23 protein-coding genes and 1 tRNA gene are annotated in these 17771 nt (G+C 66.6%); 13 read left to right on the top strand and 11 right to left on the bottom strand.

Annotated elements, in window-relative coordinates:
• On the top strand, window positions 1-396 hold a 396-nt coding region (locus AB4Z01_RS15180), incomplete at its 5' end, for a M10 family metallopeptidase C-terminal domain-containing protein (RefSeq protein ID WP_441694925.1).
• Between the two features lie 7 nt (window positions 397-403).
• On the opposite strand, the gene AB4Z01_RS15175 is transcribed toward AB4Z01_RS15180, so the two are convergent.
• A tRNA-Ser gene (locus AB4Z01_RS15175) sits at window positions 404-495 on the bottom strand.
• Between the two features lie 125 nt (window positions 496-620).
• Here AB4Z01_RS15175 and AB4Z01_RS15170 point away from each other — a divergent pair.
• Both AB4Z01_RS15170 and AB4Z01_RS15165 read left to right on the top strand, forming a co-directional pair.
• On the top strand, window positions 621-851 hold the full coding sequence (locus tag AB4Z01_RS15170; protein WP_441694923.1) for a hypothetical protein: 231 nt from the start codon (window positions 621-623) through the stop codon (window positions 849-851).
• 712 nt (window positions 852-1563) lie between these two features.
• On the top strand, window positions 1564-2043 hold the full coding sequence (locus AB4Z01_RS15165; RefSeq protein ID WP_441694921.1) for a hypothetical protein: 480 nt from the start codon (window positions 1564-1566) through the stop codon (window positions 2041-2043).
• Between the two features lie 192 nt (window positions 2044-2235).
• On the opposite strand, the gene AB4Z01_RS15160 is transcribed toward AB4Z01_RS15165, so the two are convergent.
• Complete coding sequence (locus AB4Z01_RS15160) at window positions 2236-2451, bottom strand: hypothetical protein (RefSeq protein ID WP_441694920.1); 216 nt, start codon at window positions 2449-2451, stop codon at window positions 2236-2238.
• 150 nt (window positions 2452-2601) lie between these two features.
• Between AB4Z01_RS15160 and AB4Z01_RS15155 the strand changes: the two genes are divergently transcribed.
• The 10 genes from AB4Z01_RS15155 (at window position 2602) to AB4Z01_RS15110 (ending at window position 7065) form a co-directional block, all read left to right on the top strand.
• Window positions 2602-2958, top strand: a complete 357-nt coding sequence (locus AB4Z01_RS15155; protein WP_441694918.1) for a hypothetical protein — start codon at window positions 2602-2604, stop codon at window positions 2956-2958.
• Window positions 2959-2960: 2 nt separating this feature from the next.
• Window positions 2961-3137, top strand: a complete 177-nt coding sequence (locus AB4Z01_RS15150; RefSeq protein ID WP_441694916.1) for a hypothetical protein — start codon at window positions 2961-2963, stop codon at window positions 3135-3137.
• A complete protein-coding gene (locus AB4Z01_RS15145) occupies window positions 3134-3553 on the top strand; it encodes a hypothetical protein (protein ID WP_441694914.1) in 420 nt (139 codons plus the stop codon). Before AB4Z01_RS15150 ends, AB4Z01_RS15145 begins: the two co-directional genes overlap by 4 nt.
• A gap of 13 nt (window positions 3554-3566) precedes the next feature.
• Window positions 3567-4292 carry an SOS response-associated peptidase gene (locus AB4Z01_RS15140; RefSeq protein ID WP_441694912.1) on the top strand — a complete coding sequence of 242 codons (726 nt, stop codon included), beginning with the start codon at window positions 3567-3569 and terminating at the stop codon, window positions 4290-4292.
• A 2-nt stretch (window positions 4293-4294) separates the two neighbouring features.
• Entirely contained in the window at window positions 4295-5008 is a 714-nt protein-coding gene (locus AB4Z01_RS15135; RefSeq protein WP_441694911.1) for an SOS response-associated peptidase, read from the top strand.
• A gap of 53 nt (window positions 5009-5061) precedes the next feature.
• On the top strand, window positions 5062-5370 hold the full coding sequence (locus AB4Z01_RS15130; RefSeq protein ID WP_441694909.1) for a hypothetical protein: 309 nt from the start codon (window positions 5062-5064) through the stop codon (window positions 5368-5370).
• Window positions 5371-5376: 6 nt separating this feature from the next.
• Window positions 5377-5592, top strand: a complete 216-nt coding sequence (locus AB4Z01_RS15125; RefSeq protein ID WP_441694908.1) for a hypothetical protein — start codon at window positions 5377-5379, stop codon at window positions 5590-5592.
• Between the two features lie 316 nt (window positions 5593-5908).
• Window positions 5909-6085, top strand: a complete 177-nt coding sequence (locus tag AB4Z01_RS15120) for a hypothetical protein (protein ID WP_441694907.1) — start codon at window positions 5909-5911, stop codon at window positions 6083-6085.
• A 1-nt stretch (window position 6086) separates the two neighbouring features.
• Complete coding sequence (locus tag AB4Z01_RS15115) at window positions 6087-6770, top strand: Fic family protein (protein WP_441694905.1); 684 nt, start codon at window positions 6087-6089, stop codon at window positions 6768-6770.
• Window positions 6771-6843: 73 nt separating this feature from the next.
• Complete coding sequence (locus AB4Z01_RS15110; protein WP_441694903.1) at window positions 6844-7065, top strand: hypothetical protein; 222 nt, start codon at window positions 6844-6846, stop codon at window positions 7063-7065.
• 116 nt (window positions 7066-7181) lie between these two features.
• Here the strand turns inward: AB4Z01_RS15110 and AB4Z01_RS15105 are convergent, their stop codons facing one another.
• From AB4Z01_RS15105 to AB4Z01_RS15065, 9 genes are all read right to left on the bottom strand, one after another.
• Window positions 7182-7358 carry a hypothetical protein gene (locus AB4Z01_RS15105; protein WP_441694901.1) on the bottom strand — a complete coding sequence of 59 codons (177 nt, stop codon included), beginning with the start codon at window positions 7356-7358 and terminating at the stop codon, window positions 7182-7184.
• Window positions 7355-7801, bottom strand: coding sequence for a structural protein (locus AB4Z01_RS15100; RefSeq protein ID WP_441694900.1), 447 nt, complete (start codon window positions 7799-7801; stop codon window positions 7355-7357). Before AB4Z01_RS15100 ends, AB4Z01_RS15105 begins: the two co-directional genes overlap by 4 nt.
• A gap of 9 nt (window positions 7802-7810) precedes the next feature.
• Window positions 7811-8071 carry a hypothetical protein gene (locus AB4Z01_RS15095; protein ID WP_441694898.1) on the bottom strand — a complete coding sequence of 87 codons (261 nt, stop codon included), beginning with the start codon at window positions 8069-8071 and terminating at the stop codon, window positions 7811-7813.
• Window positions 8072-8079: 8 nt separating this feature from the next.
• On the bottom strand, window positions 8080-8400 hold the full coding sequence (locus AB4Z01_RS15090) for a hypothetical protein (RefSeq protein WP_441694896.1): 321 nt from the start codon (window positions 8398-8400) through the stop codon (window positions 8080-8082).
• A gap of 11 nt (window positions 8401-8411) precedes the next feature.
• The gene (locus AB4Z01_RS15085) at window positions 8412-11603 is read right to left on the bottom strand and encodes a hypothetical protein (protein WP_441694894.1); all 3192 of its coding nucleotides are present in this window, start codon (window positions 11601-11603) and stop codon (window positions 8412-8414) included.
• A gap of 8 nt (window positions 11604-11611) precedes the next feature.
• Window positions 11612-12592 carry a hypothetical protein gene (locus tag AB4Z01_RS15080; protein ID WP_441694893.1) on the bottom strand — a complete coding sequence of 327 codons (981 nt, stop codon included), beginning with the start codon at window positions 12590-12592 and terminating at the stop codon, window positions 11612-11614.
• Between the two features lie 175 nt (window positions 12593-12767).
• Window positions 12768-14888 (bottom strand): hypothetical protein, encoded by a 2121-nt coding sequence (locus AB4Z01_RS15075; RefSeq protein ID WP_441694891.1) that lies wholly within the window; start codon window positions 14886-14888, stop codon window positions 12768-12770.
• Entirely contained in the window at window positions 14885-16828 is a 1944-nt protein-coding gene (locus AB4Z01_RS15070; RefSeq protein ID WP_441694889.1) for a transglycosylase SLT domain-containing protein, read from the bottom strand. The genes AB4Z01_RS15075 and AB4Z01_RS15070 overlap by 4 nt, the downstream gene beginning before the upstream one ends.
• A 12-nt stretch (window positions 16829-16840) precedes the next feature.
• Window positions 16841-17770, bottom strand: coding sequence for a tail fiber domain-containing protein (locus AB4Z01_RS15065; RefSeq protein ID WP_441694887.1), 930 nt, complete (start codon window positions 17768-17770; stop codon window positions 16841-16843).
• Between the last annotated feature and the right edge of the window lies 1 nt (window position 17771).

Raw genomic sequence — 17771 nt, 5'->3', positions numbered from 1 at the left:
GCCAATGTCCTGCAGGGCTGGAACGGCAACGACCTTCTCGTCGGCCGGGTCGGCCACGACACGCTCACCGGCGGCGCCGGGGCGGACCGTTTCCAGTTCACCGCGCTCGGCGACAGCGTGGTCGGCGCCAATGCCGACCGGATCACCGATTTCAGCCACGCCCAGGGCGACCGCATCGACCTGGCCGGCATCGACGCCAGGGCCGCCTTGGCCGGCGACCAGGCCTTCAGCTTCATCGGCACCAGCCTCTACACCGGCGTGGCCGGGCAGCTGCGCTATGCCTCCGTCGGCGGCGTCACCACCATCGCCGGCGACGTCAACGGCGACAAGGTCTCGGACTTCCACATCACCCTGACCGGCAGCATCGCTCTCGTCGCCGGCGACTTCGTGCTGTAGCGAAGGATGGCGACCCCGGCTGGACTCGAACCAGCGACCGTCCGCTTAGAAGGCGGAGCGAAGGCGAGTTAGATCAAGGGGCGTTCCAACTATTCGGCCCGGAATGCCCCTTAGCAAACCGTTGATTTCGGGCGGTATTTTCGGACGGTTGGAACGCCGTCAGCACAGTGACAAGCTGAGCGCAAGTTGCTGGTGGCCACTCGGAATGGCCGAACGGGGATGCAATGCTGACCGACGAAGAGATTCAAGAAATCGTACGCGACACCTTCGCTCCACTCCGGTGCAAGACCGAGATCTGGGATTATGGCGCCAAGCTGCGCTTCAAAGTGCTGGATGCGTCCAATAAGACCGTCCTCGAGATGCCGAGCATCCCGTTGCACGAGATCAGGGACAGGAACCAGCTCGACCAGGTGCTTGAAGGGGCGAAGCAGCGGAGAGGATTGTCCCAACAGTGAGCTCGGCCGCTACCAGCTCGGGCGACATACCCAATTCCCGTACTGCCAACTGCAGGATGTCTTCTGAGGCCCGGCCTGGAGCGAGTTAGGCAGTGGCTGGGCCGTCTGCGCTTGTGTTTGAAGTTGCGTCTGGCGGGCCGCGGCCACGATGTCGGCACGCTGTTGGCGATCCTGAATGTCGAGCGTCATCCTGCATTGCGCGAAAGCGTCGGTCCCGGCCTGATAGCCGTAGCCGAGACATTGCGCGGTCTGTCGCTCATCGCTGCTCTGGCACGACGCCAAGAGGGCCGCCACCGCCGCCCAACGTAATAATCGCATTGAATTCCTCCACCACAATGCATGGATAGTACCACAAAGGATTGCAGGAGCGATCTCGCCAGCGAGGGAACTCCCGTGTGAAGGGAGCGCTCACATGCCAGACACCGCCCTCTTACGGCGGTAACAGGGACCGCGTTCGTTCTCCCGAACAAATCCCCGTGTCAAACCGCTGCTCTGGCGATATTCTTTCCAGGCAAACCAATGGCTTAGCAGGCATAGACAGCCTGCTGTCCCGCGATCAGATCAGGAACGAGCCGGCACAAAACCCGGCACAGCAGTGCGGGTCCGTTCCGGCTGGGCGCCGCGACCCGGCGGCGACCGCGCATTGCCGTCGGGAGACGTCCCGGCTACGCTACCCGCCTGGGGATCGTCACCACAGCCAGGCTGAACAACCATGGCGGTCACCAGACGCGAGTTCGCGGTTCGCTACTTCTTCGTGGATCCGAAGAGCGACCAGGTCCTGATCGCCAGCAAGGCGATGCTCGACGGCATCACGGCGCGACGCAGGCACATCCCCGATTGGGCTGGCCGGCGGATCCGCATGGTCCAGGTCGTCGCCACCGTCTCGGGAAGCAGGATGCGCATTTCCGACGTCAAAGGGAGCTACATGCACTTCGACGAAGGAGGATTCTGGGACCAACCGAGGGAGGCGGAGACGGCCATGATCTTCCTCGAGCTCGCCTACCCCGGCGATCTCCCCGATGATCACCATCGCCGTCGTTTCATCGGAAGGCGCGCGGCCGCGAGCAGGTGGCATGTCGGCGGCGAGATCTTCGCAGCGATCCAAAGCGACATCGAGGGTGGCAAGCGGGTGAAGGGCAAGGCTCCTTGGCAATGGGCGCCGCCATCGGAAGCCGACGCCGACTTCGAGTAGGCCTGCAATGCCCTGCAGAGCTTGCTCAGGTACCAGTCGTATTCGAGCTGGCCGACTCTGGCCAAGGATCGGGGAATAGCCCACACATGCCCCTCCCCTCCGACATCGACCTCTGGCGCTCGGCCGGCATCGTCGTCCGGCAGCACGGCTCAAAGGCGCCGGCGCGGTTCCGGCAGGAGCACCGCCGCTGATCTAGCTCTTGGCGAACTTCCGGTTCAGCGCAGCCAGGTCGGCGCGTGGCGGCAGGTTGCCGAGAAACCGGATACCCTTCGTGAGGTCGTCGATCTCGGCCTCGAGATCCTGAGCACCATCGCCGATGGCCGACTCGGGCAGAAATTCGCCCAGCGCCTCGCGGACCCGTCCGAGAAGGCTCCAGACCTCTTCCTCGCTAAGCGCCGCGCCAGACATCGATCCCTCCCCTCGTTGATCACGCGGACCCACATGTTGTGGTCGGATCCGATGCTACGCCCAATCGATAGGATTTTATGAATCGATTCGACTCCACGGTCGTCTGGAGCTAGAACATAAAGGGAACATCATCACAGAAGGGAGACCGCGTTGGCCGCCCGACCTTTCTACATCGCCCCCGGAAGCGGAGTCGCTTTCTGGGAGGAGCCGCCGCCCTACCAGGCCGACCACACCGAGATTTTCGAACAGGTCACCGGGAAGGTGGTGGGCTATTGGAACCCTCACTGGCAGCGGGTCAACGAGCTCGACGGCATGCTCGATCGCCTGTTCCTGCAGACCAAGCACGGCCCCGACATGGAGTGCCTGCCGTCCATGGAGGTGCCTCCCGAACTGGAGGGCCTAGTCTACGCCATGGACCACGAGGGTATGTGCCTCATCGTCGACGACTACGAGCGCATCGTGCATGTCGATGTCCTCCGCCGGCGCGTGGACGCCGAGGAGCGCTGACCATGCCACGCGACCTCGAGACCAAGATCGTCGACGTCGAGATAGAGGATGAAGTTCGCCGCAACGAGCTGCGGTGGGAAGCACTGAACCTCGGCCTTCGCGAGGGCGAGATTCGCGATCTGCTGGCACAAGGCCTGGCGGTCGCGGAACGGCAGCTGGAGGCACTGCGCATTGAATGAAGCACAGGCGCGGGCCGTTTTCCGAGGACGTCCGCCTATCCCAGAATCCCGACCAGCACGAGCGGCAGATGCTGGTGAACCAGCAGCGCGACCGGTGGGATGCGCTTCGGGTGGAGGCGCGCCGGGCCGGGATGACGCCGGCCGAAGTCGAGCGGCTCGGCACGCTCGGCCTGGACGAGGCGGAGCGCTTTCTGCGGAGCTGGCCGCGGGGTCGCCGGGTGCGGAACCTGGCCCGCGCCGAGCGGATGCGCGCCACGTGCACCGCCAAGGGCTGCGGCCATCGTGCCTGGGTCGATTTGGACCGGAGGCGCTGGGGCCATATCTTGTTGCGCGAGGTCGGCGATCGGCTGGTCTGCGCGCGCTGCGGCGCGAAGGGCGCCAAGCTGGAGATCGGCCCGGGCTGGCCGAGAGGATGACGGGGAGGCGAGGATGTGCGGTCGAACGACTCACAACATGACCTGGGAAGAGATCTGGTCGCTCTACACCTTCGGCAAGCCGCCCAAGCGGGACCAGCCGAACACCTATCACGACAACTGGAACGTCGCGCCCACGACGATCAACCCCGTCTGCAGGCTCGACAAGAGCGGCGAGCGCGACATCGCGATGCTCCGCTGGGGCTTGGTGCCGAGCTGGGCGAAGGACCTGAAGATCGGCATGAGCTGCATCAACGCGCGCGACATCGACGCGGCCGGGGTAACCGTGGCGAACCGGGCGTCCTTCCGGGGGGCGTTCAAGAGCAAGCGGTGCCTCGTGCCGGCCAGCCTCTTCTTCGAATGGCGCAAGGGCGCAAACCCGAAGGAGAAGCAGCCTTTCGCGATCGGGCTGCGCGATGGCACCCCGATGAGCTTCGCCGGGCTGTGGGAGTGGTGGCGGGATCCCGCGAGCAGCGAGGAATATGAGACCTACACCATCATCACCACCAGACCCAACGCGCTGATGGCGCAGCTGCACGACCGCATGCCGGTGATCCTGGCGCCGGAAGATTGGCCCGCTTGGCTGGGTGAGGTCGAGACAACGCCTGAGCAGCGCATGTCGCTCCTGAGGCCCTATCCGGCCGAGCAGATGACGGCGTGGCCCGTCGATCCTCGGGTCGGAAATGTGCGCAACAACGATGCCGGTTTGATCGTGCCGACCGGCGAGCCGCTGGCTGCCTGATCATGGCGCAGGAAGGCAACAGCCTCGAACGGCTGAAGGATCTGACCAGGCTCCGGGACGAGCGGAACCATGCGCACGGTGAACGCTGGGGGACCACCGGCCCGGGCGAATGGTGCATCGTTCTGCGCCGTCATCCCGAGACGGGCGGCCGCCATTGGGACCTGCTGCAATGGGGCCTCGTCCCCCGTTGGGCGCGCGACCGGGCCAGCCCGCAGCTTCACGCCAGGGCAGAGACCGTGCACGAACTGCCCAGCTTCAGGGAAGCGTTCGCCCGGCGACGCTGCCTCATCATGACCGACCGGTTTGTCGAATTCCGGACACTCGGCCGGCCCAAGGGGCAGCAGGTTGCCTTCGGCATGGCCGACGGTGGGAGCTTTGCAGTCGCCGGGATCTGGGAGGCTTGGCGCATCCCGGAAACCGGCGATTGGCTCCGCACCTTCGCGGAGATCACGGTCGACGCGAACGATACGGTGGGCGAAATGCACGACAGGATGCCGGCGGTGCTGCCGCGGGAGGCATGGCCGGCTTGGCTCGGTGAAGTGCCGGCAACCGAACTGGAACTGCGCGGCCTGCTGCGGCCGTTCCCAGCCGAGTTGCTGACCTGCTGGCCGGCCAAGGGGAAGCGTCCGCCGCCCGGGCAGATTCTCACGCCGAACAACACACAGCAGCGCCGGACAGCGGCCTCAGAGCCGCCGCGGCAAGGCTCGCTGCTCTAGTTCGAAGAGGCGTCCGACATCTTCGGCAGCATCGACGCTTAGAGGAGATGATCATGGCGAGAGCAAGCAGAGAGGGGGCGATCCGCCGGCTCGCAGAGGAGTATGAGACGGTAACCCTGCAAGCCCTCGGCGCCATCGAGGCCGGCGGCTTGGATGAGAGGTACCACGCCATCAAACGCTTCTATCTCATCTACCGGCGCGTCATCGGCCTGACATATGAGCAGAAGGTGATCATCAATCGCGTCCTGCTCGAGCGCGGACGGATGTGCAAAAACGACCCCGAAGCGGTGATTGATGGCATGCAGCAGCTGGGGCGTGAACTGGGCGCCCCTGAGGAACCCGACGCCTGCAGCCGCCATTAGAGGAGCATGGCGAAGGGTCACGACGCTTCCGATTGGACCGTCGAGCACGCCGGCGACGAAGGCACGATCCGCTGCCCGGAGTACCGCGGGCGGTTTCGGGTGCGCAACACCGGCGTCGTGCAGATCATCTGGCAGGGCGGCGGTCCGGGGCCAGGCGAGGATGGCCCGGTTGGACGCGCAGCCCAGGAGGCGATCGAGGCGGCAATCAGGCCGAGGGCATAGTCGACTCACCCGCAGCCGCGCTATCTGTCAGGAATGAGCGACGCCCCTCCCCCATCCAAGATCTTCGCCCCCGGATGGGTGCGCTATTGCGAGCACCCGGGCTGCTCTGAGTGGGGCGCGTTCGGAAGACCGGGGGCGCGGGGATAAGCGTTTCCGCATTGTCGCCACAATGGTCCCTGGCGGGAAAATTGATGCCGATTCAAGAGTCTAGCCTTAGCGAAGAGACGCACAGGAATACGAAAAACGTAACTATCTGCGGGGTGATTTCTGCTAACCTCCGATTCATAAAGATAGAGCTCGTATCCAGGAGGTCACCATGACAGAGCAGCTGGCGGAACTGATCGAGCGCGCTCGGTCGGTGAAAATGTCGCCTGCCGAGAAGGAAGCGCAGCGGAATAGCTTCGCTTACGGCAATGCCGGATTCGAGAATCCTCTCATCACCCGCGAGATGGTCGAGGAGCAGGCGCGCCTACTAAAGAAGAAGGCTGGTTGAAATGACGGACGGCGGTGGTGCTCGACATAGCATTCCGCTGTCCGCCGATCTGGTCACCGATCCGGACGAAAAGGCTAGGCGCGAGAGTCTAAACGCGCTCAAGCAGGCCGCGCTAGTGCAGGAGATGGTCGAGACCTACACGCAGACTGAACGTCCATTCAAGCTGCGGCCTTCGACCCTCCTTACTCTTCAACGCGTGGCGCTGGAGGGCTTGAGCGCATATGCAGGCAATTGGCGGCCGGCCGGGATCGCGATCGCGGGTAGCAAACATACCCCTGTCGACGCTTTCTTGGTTCCCGAGGAGATAGAACGCCTCTGTGACTATGTGAACGATAATTGGGAGGCAAAGAGCCCGATCCATTTAGCCTCTTACATGATGTGGAGGTTGAATTGGATCCATCCCTTCGTCGATGGGAACGGAAGAACATCGCGAGCCGCATCATACTTGGTGATGTGCATACGCCTCGGATATTTTGTCCCTGGCTTGAATACCATTCCAGACCAGATAATCAGCAATCGAGAGCCCTACTATGAAGCCCTAGATGCAGCTGACGAAGCAGACCGAAACGGGGGTCTGGATCTCGGCAGGATGGAAGCTTTGCTCACAGGCCTTTTGGCGGCACAGCTAATGGATGTCTTCCAACGAGCCAAGGGTGACGAGAAGAAGGCGACGTCGGCTCAATGAACCAGCCCCGCTTCGGCGGGGCTCTTCGGTTGTGGCCGCGACGAGCCATCGATTCAACTGGGAGAAGGCGACCATGGCGAACGGGCACGACAAGGCGGACTGGTCGGTAGAGTTCAATCTGGGCAGCGGCGGCTCCGTCCGTTGTGGCCGGGTTGTCGGCGTCTTCAGCCAGCTTCTTTCGGGAGGACTTCGAATCGTGTGGAAGGCCGGATTTCCAACCGGCCCCGACGGCGTCAGGATGCAGAAGGCCGCGGAGGAAGCCGTCCAGGATGCACTCAATCGTCGCATGCCCTAGGCGTGCTGCAAGCCTGTTCCCCTTCGATGGAGCGTCATGTCTTCGGCAAGCACCCGCTCTCGACACAGCGCTCAGGCCAGGCCCGGATCTCCTTCACCATGGTCCAGGTCGGACTTTCACCGCGCGTTCTTCGGCGCGAACCAGGTCGACAGGTACGGCGTCAACGCCGTGATGGCTATCACGATCACATAGGCGTACCAGGGCGAGCCCTCGGGCAGCACGATGCCGCCGGCGACACCTCCGCCAACAGCGCCGCCGGCAGCCGCGGCGATGGCCTTGATCTGTGCATTCATCTCGTCTTCTCCTCCACGCCGGCAAGGGCCAATCCCCGCCGGACCGTTTCCGACGGGTAGCGATACCCGGCGTTCTCATGAGCAATGATCGCGTCCACCAGGCGCGCGGCCGTGTCGTAGTCGGTGACGTCGATCGGTGCGTCGGGCGTCACGCCCACGGCCTTGGCGACGGCGCGCACATAGGCGCTGGTGTTGTTCTCGACCGGCGGCGCCCAGCGGTTGATGATGGCGCGGACGCTCTTCAGCTTGTGCTTGGTCTGATAGGTCTGCAGCAGCTTGACGAGGGCGCGGATGCCCCATTCCGGCGCCTTGAAGACGGCGAAGCGCTTCTCGACCCGCTGCGCCGGCGTCATCTCCTCGGGTGTCGCGCGGCCGATCCAGGCCTGGCCAGCGTCGATGTTCCCCGGATTTGCATTCCTCACTCCTCGCGGCGTGGTCGGCATAGTCGTCTCCTATCGTCTGCGGATGGCGCGCACGGCTGCCGCCCGGCGCTGGTCACACTCGGCGATGACCGTCTCCGCCTTGGCTTGGTCGCGGTGTCGCGCCTCGATCTGCTCGGCGGCATCGGTCGGCAGGCTGATCGGCTCCCATGCGGGCGGCGTGCATTCGGCCTTCGCCGCCTTGGGTACCGATGGCGTGTCGATGGGCGCCATGGCGGGGCGCTCGACGGTGGCCGGCGCGGAGCACGCTGCCAGCAGCAGGACGAGCGCCAAGACGCGGATCATCGCTTCGGAACCGGCTTGACCAGGCTGTTGACGGTCGCCTCCATGCCGTCGACGCGGCCGGTCAGCGTATCGACGCGGCCCGTAAGCGTCTGCACATCGGCACCAGTCGCGAATCCGGTCTGCGCCTTCTTGATGTCGTCGACCGCCACGGTGAGCTTGCCCTGATCGACCACGAGCTGGTTCACCTTCGCCGGCAACCCGCTCAGCGTGTCGATCTTGCTGCCGAGCCAGTTCATGCCCCACAGCACGACCGCGCCGAGCGCTGTCCGGTAGGCCCAATCTTTCCAGTCCGCGGCGCGCTTGGCTGCGTCAGGCATGCCGATCCCCCTCACGTGACGATCGTGTTGGTGTTGACCCAGACCCAGTTCGTGCCGTTGGACATGGCCAGGCGGTTGTTGGTGGTTCCGTCCGTCACGACGATGAACTGGAAGGCCGTGGCGGCGCTCGGCAGCGTGGCGACGGTGTACTGGCGAGGCATGAAGTGCCGGGCCTGGGTGATGACGTTGGCGTTGTTGACCTGCAGATTGCCGTTCTGGTCCTGCCCGACGCCGAGGAACGAGGTCGTTCCGTCGTTCGTGATGACGTCGAAACGGCTCGGGCACAGCGTTGCCGTGGGCGCGGCGGCGACCGAGAACACGAAGCGGCCACCGTCGCGATAGGCCGTGCCATCGGAGCCGGCGGACGCGATGGCCAGAAGCTGATCGCTGACGTTGACGACAGTGTGCGCCGACGCGCTGGCGCCGCGGGTCTTGGCGCCGAGGATGATCGCCGGCGACGCAGAAGCGCCGGCGCGGAAAAACGCCGCCCCGGTTGTCCCGGCCGCCTGAGTCTGCAAGGGCAGCGTCACGGCGCCGCCGGCATACACGCCAGCGACGAGGGCTGTGTTGCCGAGCACCACGCCGGCTCCGCCACTCTGGCTGACGAGCCCAGAGAGATCGCCGCCGGCAGACGCATAGGCACCCAGGTTCGTTCGGGCGTTCGCCGCCGTGGAAGCGCCAGTGCCGCCATCCGCAACCGCCAGATCGGTGATGCCGGTCACGGAACCGCCCGTGATCGCAACGGCCGATGAGGTCTGGGTGGCCATGTCGCCAAGGCCAAGGTTCGTGCGCGCGGCAGAGGCCGTCGAGGCTCCGGTACCCCCGTCAGCAACAGCGAGATCGGTGATCCCTACGATTGACCCGCCAGTGATCGCCACTGTGGCGGCGTCCTGGGTCGCGATGGTACCCAGACCTAGATTGGTGCGCGCCGCGGCAGCGGTAGACGCGCCCGTGCCGCCATCGGCGACAGCGAGATCCGTGATGCCGGTGATCGTCCCGCCCGTGATCGCGACGCTGTTGGCGTTCTGGCCGGACATCGTGCCGAATGTGACGGACAGGTCGATCCAGTCGGCGTTGGTTGTACCCTTGGAGATGTAGGTCTTGTTGTTGACGGAATCGAAGAAGACCACGCCGCCGCTGGTCGGCGTCACCGCCCCGGCCGGCGAAGCAGTACCGCGCTGAACGCGGCCGAGCTCCGCCCAACTGTTGATTGTCGTGTTGAACGCGGAGTAGACGCGTCCCGTCACTGTGTCGACGTAGAAGCAGCCCTGGTGCGTCGGCGTAACGGCCCCAACCGGGTCGGAGACCCCCGTCATCCGCTCGATGAGGCGGAACCCGTCAGTGTCCACCGTGGGCACGCCGGCGAGCGGCCGCACCCGGAGATGCCCCTGCGCATCCGCCCAAAGGTAGGTCGGGATCGGGCCGATCTTCAGCGGACTGCCGACAAGCGCGTTGGGGAGATGGAACTGCCCGGGGTGCTCAAGGAGGGGGAGAGAATTGGCGGCAACCGCGCCGCCCTGCATCATCCCATGGAAGCCGACCAGCACCGTGCTGGCGATCGACACGGGGCGGTCTACTGAAAAACCGCAGTTGTTGAAGAAGAACATCGGTAGCGTACCGTCCGTGCCGGCCACGCCCCAATGAGCGGCGTCGAAGTAGATGTCGGTAGCCGCCGGCACGCCAAGGTTGTTGCCGATTCGGCACCCGTTGAGCTGCGCACCGTTCAGCCAACGGCCGGCGAAATGCTTCTGTCCGGCCACGCCAAGGGTGTTCATGAAGCAGGCCGTCATCGTCAGGCTGCGCGGCCCGCTTCCGGTGGAGGAAGAAGACCACACACTCCAGCCACGGCCGGTAATGGCGACGGTCGTACCGCCTGCCGCTCCCGCCGACGCAGCCGGGGCGTCTGCCACGATGGAGAAAGTGTCGTCGCTCAGCCAAGTGATGGCGCGCGGTGTCGCGGCCGTGGTCACGAGTTGGGCTGCCAAGATGCCATTGGTGTCGACGCAGCCGGCCAGCTCGACGAAATTGCCATCCTTCAGCCCGTGGCCTGGCATGCTGACGACGACCACGGCCGACCCGACTGAAGTCGTGAAGGGGTTGGTCGCAAGCGTCCGCCGCGGCGTAAACGGATAGATGTGCGCGCTGTCGAAGTGGATATGGTTGAAGGCCGGACCTGAAATCTCGATGCCGCTGAAGAAGCCGCAGTTCTGCAGGCCGGCGTTCTGGCAAGCGATCCGGAACCGACCGGCACCTACGAACAAGGTGTCCGCCCAGATACCGCCGCCGCCGAGCTGCATGGAGATGCCGATTTCCGGCGATCCGCCGCGGTACTGAATGGCAGAAATCTTGCAGTCGGCAGCCTGGTCGAGATTGATGCCGAGCTTCAGGGCATTTTCGGCCCAGATGCTGATGAACTCGTTGCCGCAGGAGGGCGCCACGCCGCCCGGTCCGTTGCCGACATACGCCAGATCGACGGCCTGATCGGCGATGCCGCTCGCGTCCACTGCGAAGTTGCCAACAGTCTTGGCAACCATATTGCGGCCCGTGACGACGGCGTGATTGGCCGGCCACGTCCCTATAGCAATGAACCGAGCCAGGAACGGCTGCCGCCCCTGACCCTTGAAGCTGTGGACGGCAGCGTTCTCGCCGGGGGTGGGCGCGTCCGGATTGGCGCCGGAGCCATTGAGCACAATGCGGCGGCTGACAGCATAGTCCTTGCACGAAAATTCGACACCCACGCCATCGGCCTTGGCGGCATCGATCGTGGCCATGACGGCGTCAGCGTCGTCGGTGACGGCGTCGCCCTTCGCGCCGAACCACAGGAAGTCGTAGTTCCGTGGCGTCTCGACCACGCGCAGCCAGCGTCCGGTGCCGAGGTCCGGCGCGATGATGGTCCCGCCGTTGGGCGTGGCCACGCTGGCGTCTGCCCAGCGGAAGGCGCCTCCGCCGCCATCGCCCGGCGTCCAATAGCCGCCCACAGACACCAAGGCGTTCGTCGGAAGCAGCGCCCGCAGAAGCGGGTCATAGGCCTTCATGTCGGCGATCGTCTCGAACGTCAGCATCAGGCCGACGCCGGGAAGGCTCGGGATGACGCCGGACTGCAGCGCCTCGATCTCGGCCTTGGCCGTGGCGAAGTTGGCGCGGACAGACGCCGTCGTGGCCAGGCCGGTTTCCGGCTTGGTCGGGTCGATTGCCGATACCATGAGGCACCTCAGCCGATCGAATGGATGGAAACGGTGACGCGGTCGGGATCGAATGGATCGACGCCGGAGTTGCCCTGCATGGTCGAAATCTGAACCTGGGTATTGGAGCGGGAGCCCGTGACGACCGCGGCGTTGAAGCCGGTCGCAGAGACCGCCACGTCCAGATCGATGGCGACTTGGTAGACGCCAGCCAGCAGCGGGAACGTTATGGTGTAGAGCCCGACCGCGTTGCGCGCGACGGCGGCACCGTTGAACGCAGCTGCCACGACTGCGGTCGCGCCGGCAAAGGCGATGGACGCCCAGGTTGTGCGCTGGATGCCGGCACCGGTCAGGTTGTTGAGCGACTTGTGGGCGACATCGACGGCGGGCTGAAATTGCCCGGACGCATTCGCGATTTCCGGAAGATCGCCGACATCCGTTCCCACGCCACGGAAAGCCGCCGAGCCCAGATCAAGGGGCGCTTTCGGATTGAGCAGGGACCACGCCCCGGCCACCCCGCTATAGACCACGACCGTGATGCCGTTGGCAGTGATGTCTCCGGGGTCGAGGCCGCCGCCGGGCTTGGTGATCGGGATTGCGCCTAGGCCGTTGATGTTCAGCGTCGTCGCGCCGGTATTGGCGAAGCCGGCAATGAAGGTCAGGAGCATGCCCTGGAAGTAGCCGGGCAGCGCCGGCGACATCGTCAGCACCTGGGCATTGGCCGAGCCGGTGCTGACGCCGCCGTACACGCCCTGCCGGATGAGCGAAACCACCTGGTCACGCCGCAGCGCGTCAGAGTCCGCAGTGCCCGGCGCCAAAAGGGTGACCTTCTTGCCGTTGAGCGCCAGGTCGGCCTGCATGCCGCCCTTGCCGGACCGGCTGAGGCTGTCGGTCAGCGCGCTGCCGATATCGTTGGCCAGGTTGTTGTACGCCGAGCTGCTGATCGGCGTGCCTGTGACCGCGGTCGTGCCGTCCGGCTTGGTATAGGTGCCGCTGGTGTTTCTCGGCATGCGGTGCTCCCGAACGAGAAAAGCCCCGCTGTCTGGCGGGGCCTGAATCTGCTACTTTGAGGGATGGGCAAAGAACTCGATCAGCCCCGCACCTGGGCTGAATACTGCGCGCGATACGATGCCGAAACCGGCGTCTATGAGCCCGTCACCGAGCGAAGCTGGCGGGTCGCCCCATTCAATTGGAGGATTGCGGGGCGAGCCCTCCTCCTAGGAGGGCTGGGAGCAACGTGCGCGATCCTGCTAGGAGCGCCGCCGGGATTGGCTGGGGCGCTTGCCGCGCTTGGGATGACCGCAGCAGTTCAGCGATGACCTGGTTTCGCGTCTGAGGCGAAGGGTCCATCAGGGCGGACGACAGCTGATTGGCGACCGGCTCGTTGATGCCGCGCGCCCGGCGTGCCGCCCAGCCGATGCCGGCTCCGGCCATCCGCATCGGGTTGCCCGACATGACCGCGCCCCCCAGGTCCGCGATGTCGTTCATCGCCGCGCCCTGCGCCGCGTCCTCTGACAGCCGCTCGGCCGTGGCGCTGTTGCCACGGACCACGTTGCTGGTCTGCTGCATGGTGTTCTCCATCCGCAGGGCCTGCATGAACGCCTGATAGCTCTGCTGGTCGGGGAAGATCTCCGCCAGCCGGCGCCGCATGCCCGGTCCCATGATGGCCGCGGCCTGGTTCCGGTTGCCCCCGCCCCTCTCGATCATCTCGCGCAGCTCACGGACGACGCCGAGCCGGAACAGATCCTTGTCGCCGCTCGACAGGCCGCCGAACAGGCGCCCCATGTCCTCCACGTCGCCCTTGGCGAAGGCCCGGCCGGAGTTCATCGCGTCCAGGCTCGCGCTCGGGCCGGCGAAGGACTGGCGGGCCTCGGCATAGAGGCCGTTGGTCACGTCGTCCATCTCGGCCACCAGGTCGCCGCGCACCCGGGCGATATCGCGCACCTCGGACGGGATCCGCCGGCTGATCGGATCACGGGCGTCCTCAATGATGTCGTCCAGGCTGCGCTTCACCTGGTCGAGCGCTTCGAAGTTCGGGATCTTGGTGACGCGCTGGACCTGCTGGCCCGTCAGCGGGTCGACTTCGGTCGTGACCAGCTGCGGGAACGGCTCGCGGAGGTTCAACGCCTTCTGCTCGGCCGCGGCGATCGCGCGGCGGCCGGCCGGGGTGTTCAGGATCTCGATCACCTCCGGCGTGTTGTACATGGCCGGGTCCGACTGCCGCAGCAGGTCATAGAACGGCTTTGCCGCCTGGGCGCGCTGCACCGTGATCTGCTCGACGGTCTGCTTGAACGCCTCCGGGTTGCCCATCGCGCCGCGCATCAGGTCGACGATGCGCTCCGGCCGCTCGAAATTGCGCTGCTCGAGCTGGTCCAGCATCTGCGCCCGCCCCTGGCTCGGCACCCGGAAGGCGGCGCCGGCGAGGCGCTGCGTGTTCGGGCCGGCCACGTCGGCGATCGACACCGGCTGGCCCGGGTACTGTGCAGCGCGGGTTGCCAGATCCTGCGGCGTCACCTGGTCGCGCTCCAGGGCGTTCAGCATCAGGCGGCTCGCCTGCGTCTGCGGATTGCGCAGCCCGAGGGCATTGCCGACCATTCCCACGCCGCGGCCGAGCACGCCGGCAGCGGCCGGCAACGCGCCGCCGATGGCGCCCCCGGCCACGCCGCCGGTCAGGGCGCCCACCAGACGCTCATACGGGCCGCCCTCCGCATTGCCGGCCCCCGCAACCGCACCCGTGCCGGCGCCGACCGCGGCATTCTGCCCGATGTTGCCCATCAGGGTCTTGGCAGGCGCCAAGCCTTTAGTCATGCCCAGGCCGGTGCCGAGGCCGCCGGCGATCTGCAGGGCCACGTCGGCAATCGGGTGCTCCTCGCCCCATGCCTGCTGCTGACCGCGGATCTGGTCCAGGTTCTCGCTGTAGGCGCTGCCGAGCGACGGCGCTTCCTGGCCGGTGATCAGGTGCGTGAGGGACGGGCCGCCCATGTTGACCGGTTTCCCGGTCATCGAGCGTCCGGCGATCTCGCCCACGGCGCCGCCGGCCGCGCCCACCTCATCGGCCAGGCCGAGCGTCGCGCCCTGCCGAAGCGCGTCCGTGGGGCCGCCAATGGCCTGCTGGATGCCCATCAGCTGGCGCGACAGCCACCCCATGTCCTGGGCCGGGGCCTGCCCGGTCATCGGGTCGAGCTCGGGCTTGGGCGCCGGAGCCTGCTGCTGGGCATAGCTCTTCATGACCCGGTCGACCACGGCCGGGTCGGTCCCGTCCGGGAACTCGTGCATCACGCCATCGGCCGACTGCGCCTGGATCATTGGATGCGGTTCCCCTGCGCGTCGTAGCGGAGCACGCCGCCGCCCCCGGGCTGCACCGGCGGTGCGGCGCCCTGCGGCCCTGGAACGCCCTGCGGCTGCGGCGCGACCGGCGGCTGCTGGCCCGCCTGCTGCTCGGCGTTGAAGTAAGCGGGGCCGGCCGCCCGGGCGATGCCGTTGATGGCGGTCAAGCGGTTCTGGCGCTTCTGCTCGATCACCTCCGGGCTGTCGCCGGGCTGCGGAAAGTACTGCTTCCGGGCGTTGGTGAACTCGCTTTCGGAGATCGCCGCGCCGGACTCACGCCGCAGGGTCGCGGTCACGAAATCCCGCTGCGCCTGGTCGTTCTGCTGGTAGCCGGAGCTCACCATCGAATTGCCGAAGAAGGGCACCGCCGACAGGAAATTCTGGCCGCGGTCCTGCCCCTCAGCCCCGAACTGGTCGATGACGGCGTTGGCGGCCCGCATGCGATCGGCATAGAGCGCAGCATTGCCCTGGCCCTCGGTCAGGTTCGCCATCCCCGGCTGCCGCACGGTCACGACGCCAGGCTGGTTCGGCTGCACCGGCGGCGCGGCGCCCATGGGCTGCCCGTTCATCACCGCGGGCGCGCCGCCGACGCTCTGGCCGCTCGACAGTGCATCCGGCGTGATCAGGTCGACCTGGCCGTTCGGCCCGACCGCCTGGCGCGCCAGCAGCCATTGCGCCGCCTGCTCACGGGTCATCTTGCCCTGCGCCACGAGGTAGTTCGCGGCCTGGATATCGGCCGCCTTGCCCTCGAACGCGCCGGAGCCGCCCTGCTCGCTGAAATCGGCGATGACGGCGCCCGTCCGCGGGTTCACCAGGCGGTTGCCCATCTCGATCCCGTTGACCGGCTGGTCCTGCTTCATCGCCTGCTGGAGGATAAGCCCCGCAACCTGCTTCTGCCCCTCGTCCGCCCACGGGTTGGACATGATCGCCAGGGCCGCCTGCAGCTGCGCATTGCCGCCCCCGGCCGGCTGCTGGCCTACCGGGGCTGCTGGCGCCGCGGCCTGCTGCTGCGGAACCTGCGAGCCGATCGGCTGATAGCCGGGCTGCATCGAGGCGGGCATCTCCGGGCCGCCCGGTGCGAGCGGCATGTCGCCCTGCCCCACCGCGGCCACCTGCGGCCCTTGCTGCGGCCCCTGCGGCGCGGTCCCGCCGATCCGGCCATCGCCGTTCAGGTCGGCGTACTGCACCGTCTCCGCCGGCAGGGGGCGGCCGCTGCCGACATACTGGTCGACCCGGCCGGGCCCGGCGTTATAGGCGGCGCGGGCGAGCTCCGGATCGCCGAACTTGCTCATCTGCGCGTCGTAGTAGGCCGAGCCCAACTGCTCGTTGTAGGCGGCATCGGTGCGGTAGCGATTGTCGTCGAACGGCACGCCGGCGAGGCGCGCGGCTTCCGGTGCGGTGCCGGGCATCACCTGGGCGATGCCGATCGCGCCGGCCGGGCTGGTCAGGGGCTTGCCGTTGGCGGCGAACTGGTTGCCGCGGCTCTCCTTGTGCACCATGTCGGCCGGCAGCTTGCCGTCGCCGAGCACGTCATTGCCGAGCGCCGGGCCGCCGCGGGACTGCACCAGCGCGTTCGTCAGCTTGTCGGAGCCGCCGACGCCGGGCGGGGTCGCGGCCGGAGCCGTCTTGCCGCCGCCCATCAGCGCCTCCAGCAGGCGCGACGTGTCGGCGGAGGCCCCTGCCCGCGCGCTGTCGGCCTTGTCCTGGTTCTTGCTCTGCCGCCAGCCCAGCAGGCCGGCCGTCGCCATCTTGGCCAGGCCGTCGAGAACGCCGGTCGTGCGCTGAGACAGCACCGACTGCAGCAGGTTGTCGTACTGGTCCTTCTTGTCGCGGAAGGACTGCGGCGAGAAGCCCGGGCCGATCGGCGTGGCGGGAGGGCCGGCCGGCGTGGCCGGCTGCTCGTAGACGATGCCTGCCATTCAATCCCCCCGTCACGCGACCATGCGATAGTCGACGCACTTCCAGCCGTCCTGCTCGGACACGGCCTCGGGCGTGATCTGCTCCACGTCCTGCGCCATGACGCCGATCTGCAGCGGGCCGCCGGCGCGGTAGCGGAACTCGTAGAGCGGCACGCCGCTCTCCGTCTTGCCGATGCGCCGGACGTCGCGCTTCAGCCGGACATCGCTAAAGGCCGCCATCGCCGCGGCGGAGCCCAGCCCGAACAGCCCGTTCATGAAGTTGTTGCTGTTCTGCTGGCCCTGCTGCCATTCCTGCATCTGCGCGTTGTACTGGTTCTGCATCGCACCCTGGATGTCCGGAGCCTGGATGCTGGGCGACGACGACTGAGGCGCGGAAGCGGTCTGCGGAGCCCCGCGGCCGGACAGGGCCATCGCCTCGTTGACCAGCTGGTTGCGGGCCTGCAGCCCAGTCAGGACGGACTGGTTGCGCGCCTGGCCGTAGGCGTCGTTCTTGCTCCGCCCCATCTGGTCCATCGACGTGTTCCAGGCGGCCGAGCCGCGGGTGATGCCCTGGTTCGCGAGCTGGTTCTCAAGGTTGCTCTGCTGCGTCGCCCACTGCGGATCGAGCCTCGAGGCATAGTTCTGGTAGACCGCGTCCTCGTACTTGCCCGTGCCCAGGTTGTTCAGCGTGTCGCCGGCCTGGGCGTTCATGTTGTACGAAAGCGCGTTCTGTTGATCCAACAGCGCCTGCTGCTCCGGCGAGAGCATGATGTTCTGCTGCCACCGACCATCGCCCAGGCTCTTGTTGATGACGCTGTAATAGGGGTTGTTGACGTCGTTGCGGCCCATGCCGTTCGTGATCATGCCCGCGATCACGTTCGCGTTGAGCTGCGCATCCGCGGACTCATACGGATCCGGCGCCTGTGGTGCCGACCCGCCGCCGCCCTTCCCGCCGCCGCCCATA

The sequence above is a fragment of the Inquilinus sp. YAF38 genome, assembly GCF_052113205.1.
Taxonomy (GTDB): domain Bacteria; phylum Pseudomonadota; class Alphaproteobacteria; order DSM-16000; family Inquilinaceae; genus Inquilinus.
This window is presented reverse-complemented; position numbering and strand designations above follow the sequence as displayed.

What these genes read in the sequence shown, in the direction of transcription:
- AB4Z01_RS15170 (WP_441694923.1), top strand. Translation starts at nt 621, where the DNA reads ATGCTGACCGACGAAGAGATTCAAGAAATCGTACGCGACACCTTCGCT.
- AB4Z01_RS15165 (WP_441694921.1), top strand. Translation starts at nt 1,564, where the DNA reads ATGGCGGTCACCAGACGCGAGTTCGCGGTTCGCTACTTCTTCGTGGAT.
- AB4Z01_RS15160 (WP_441694920.1), bottom strand. Translation starts at nt 2,451, where the DNA reads ATGTCTGGCGCGGCGCTTAGCGAGGAAGAGGTCTGGAGCCTTCTCGGA.
- AB4Z01_RS15150 (WP_441694916.1), top strand. Translation starts at nt 2,961, where the DNA reads ATGCCACGCGACCTCGAGACCAAGATCGTCGACGTCGAGATAGAGGAT.
- AB4Z01_RS15145 (WP_441694914.1), top strand. Translation starts at nt 3,134, where the DNA reads ATGAAGCACAGGCGCGGGCCGTTTTCCGAGGACGTCCGCCTATCCCAG.
- AB4Z01_RS15140 (WP_441694912.1), top strand. Translation starts at nt 3,567, where the DNA reads ATGTGCGGTCGAACGACTCACAACATGACCTGGGAAGAGATCTGGTCG.
- AB4Z01_RS15135 (WP_441694911.1), top strand. Translation starts at nt 4,295, where the DNA reads ATGGCGCAGGAAGGCAACAGCCTCGAACGGCTGAAGGATCTGACCAGG.
- AB4Z01_RS15130 (WP_441694909.1), top strand. Translation starts at nt 5,062, where the DNA reads ATGGCGAGAGCAAGCAGAGAGGGGGCGATCCGCCGGCTCGCAGAGGAG.
- AB4Z01_RS15125 (WP_441694908.1), top strand. Translation starts at nt 5,377, where the DNA reads ATGGCGAAGGGTCACGACGCTTCCGATTGGACCGTCGAGCACGCCGGC.
- AB4Z01_RS15120 (WP_441694907.1), top strand. Translation starts at nt 5,909, where the DNA reads ATGACAGAGCAGCTGGCGGAACTGATCGAGCGCGCTCGGTCGGTGAAA.
- AB4Z01_RS15115 (WP_441694905.1), top strand. Translation starts at nt 6,087, where the DNA reads ATGACGGACGGCGGTGGTGCTCGACATAGCATTCCGCTGTCCGCCGAT.
- AB4Z01_RS15110 (WP_441694903.1), top strand. Translation starts at nt 6,844, where the DNA reads ATGGCGAACGGGCACGACAAGGCGGACTGGTCGGTAGAGTTCAATCTG.
- AB4Z01_RS15105 (WP_441694901.1), bottom strand. Translation starts at nt 7,358, where the DNA reads ATGAATGCACAGATCAAGGCCATCGCCGCGGCTGCCGGCGGCGCTGTT.
- AB4Z01_RS15100 (WP_441694900.1), bottom strand. Translation starts at nt 7,801, where the DNA reads ATGCCGACCACGCCGCGAGGAGTGAGGAATGCAAATCCGGGGAACATC.
- AB4Z01_RS15090 (WP_441694896.1), bottom strand. Translation starts at nt 8,400, where the DNA reads ATGCCTGACGCAGCCAAGCGCGCCGCGGACTGGAAAGATTGGGCCTAC.
- AB4Z01_RS15085 (WP_441694894.1), bottom strand. Translation starts at nt 11,603, where the DNA reads ATGGTATCGGCAATCGACCCGACCAAGCCGGAAACCGGCCTGGCCACG.
- AB4Z01_RS15080 (WP_441694893.1), bottom strand. Translation starts at nt 12,592, where the DNA reads ATGCCGAGAAACACCAGCGGCACCTATACCAAGCCGGACGGCACGACC.
- AB4Z01_RS15075 (WP_441694891.1), bottom strand. Translation starts at nt 14,888, where the DNA reads ATGATCCAGGCGCAGTCGGCCGATGGCGTGATGCACGAGTTCCCGGAC.
- AB4Z01_RS15070 (WP_441694889.1), bottom strand. Translation starts at nt 16,828, where the DNA reads ATGGCAGGCATCGTCTACGAGCAGCCGGCCACGCCGGCCGGCCCTCCC.
- AB4Z01_RS15065 (WP_441694887.1), bottom strand. Translation starts at nt 17,770, where the DNA reads ATGGGCGGCGGCGGGAAGGGCGGCGGCGGGTCGGCACCACAGGCGCCG.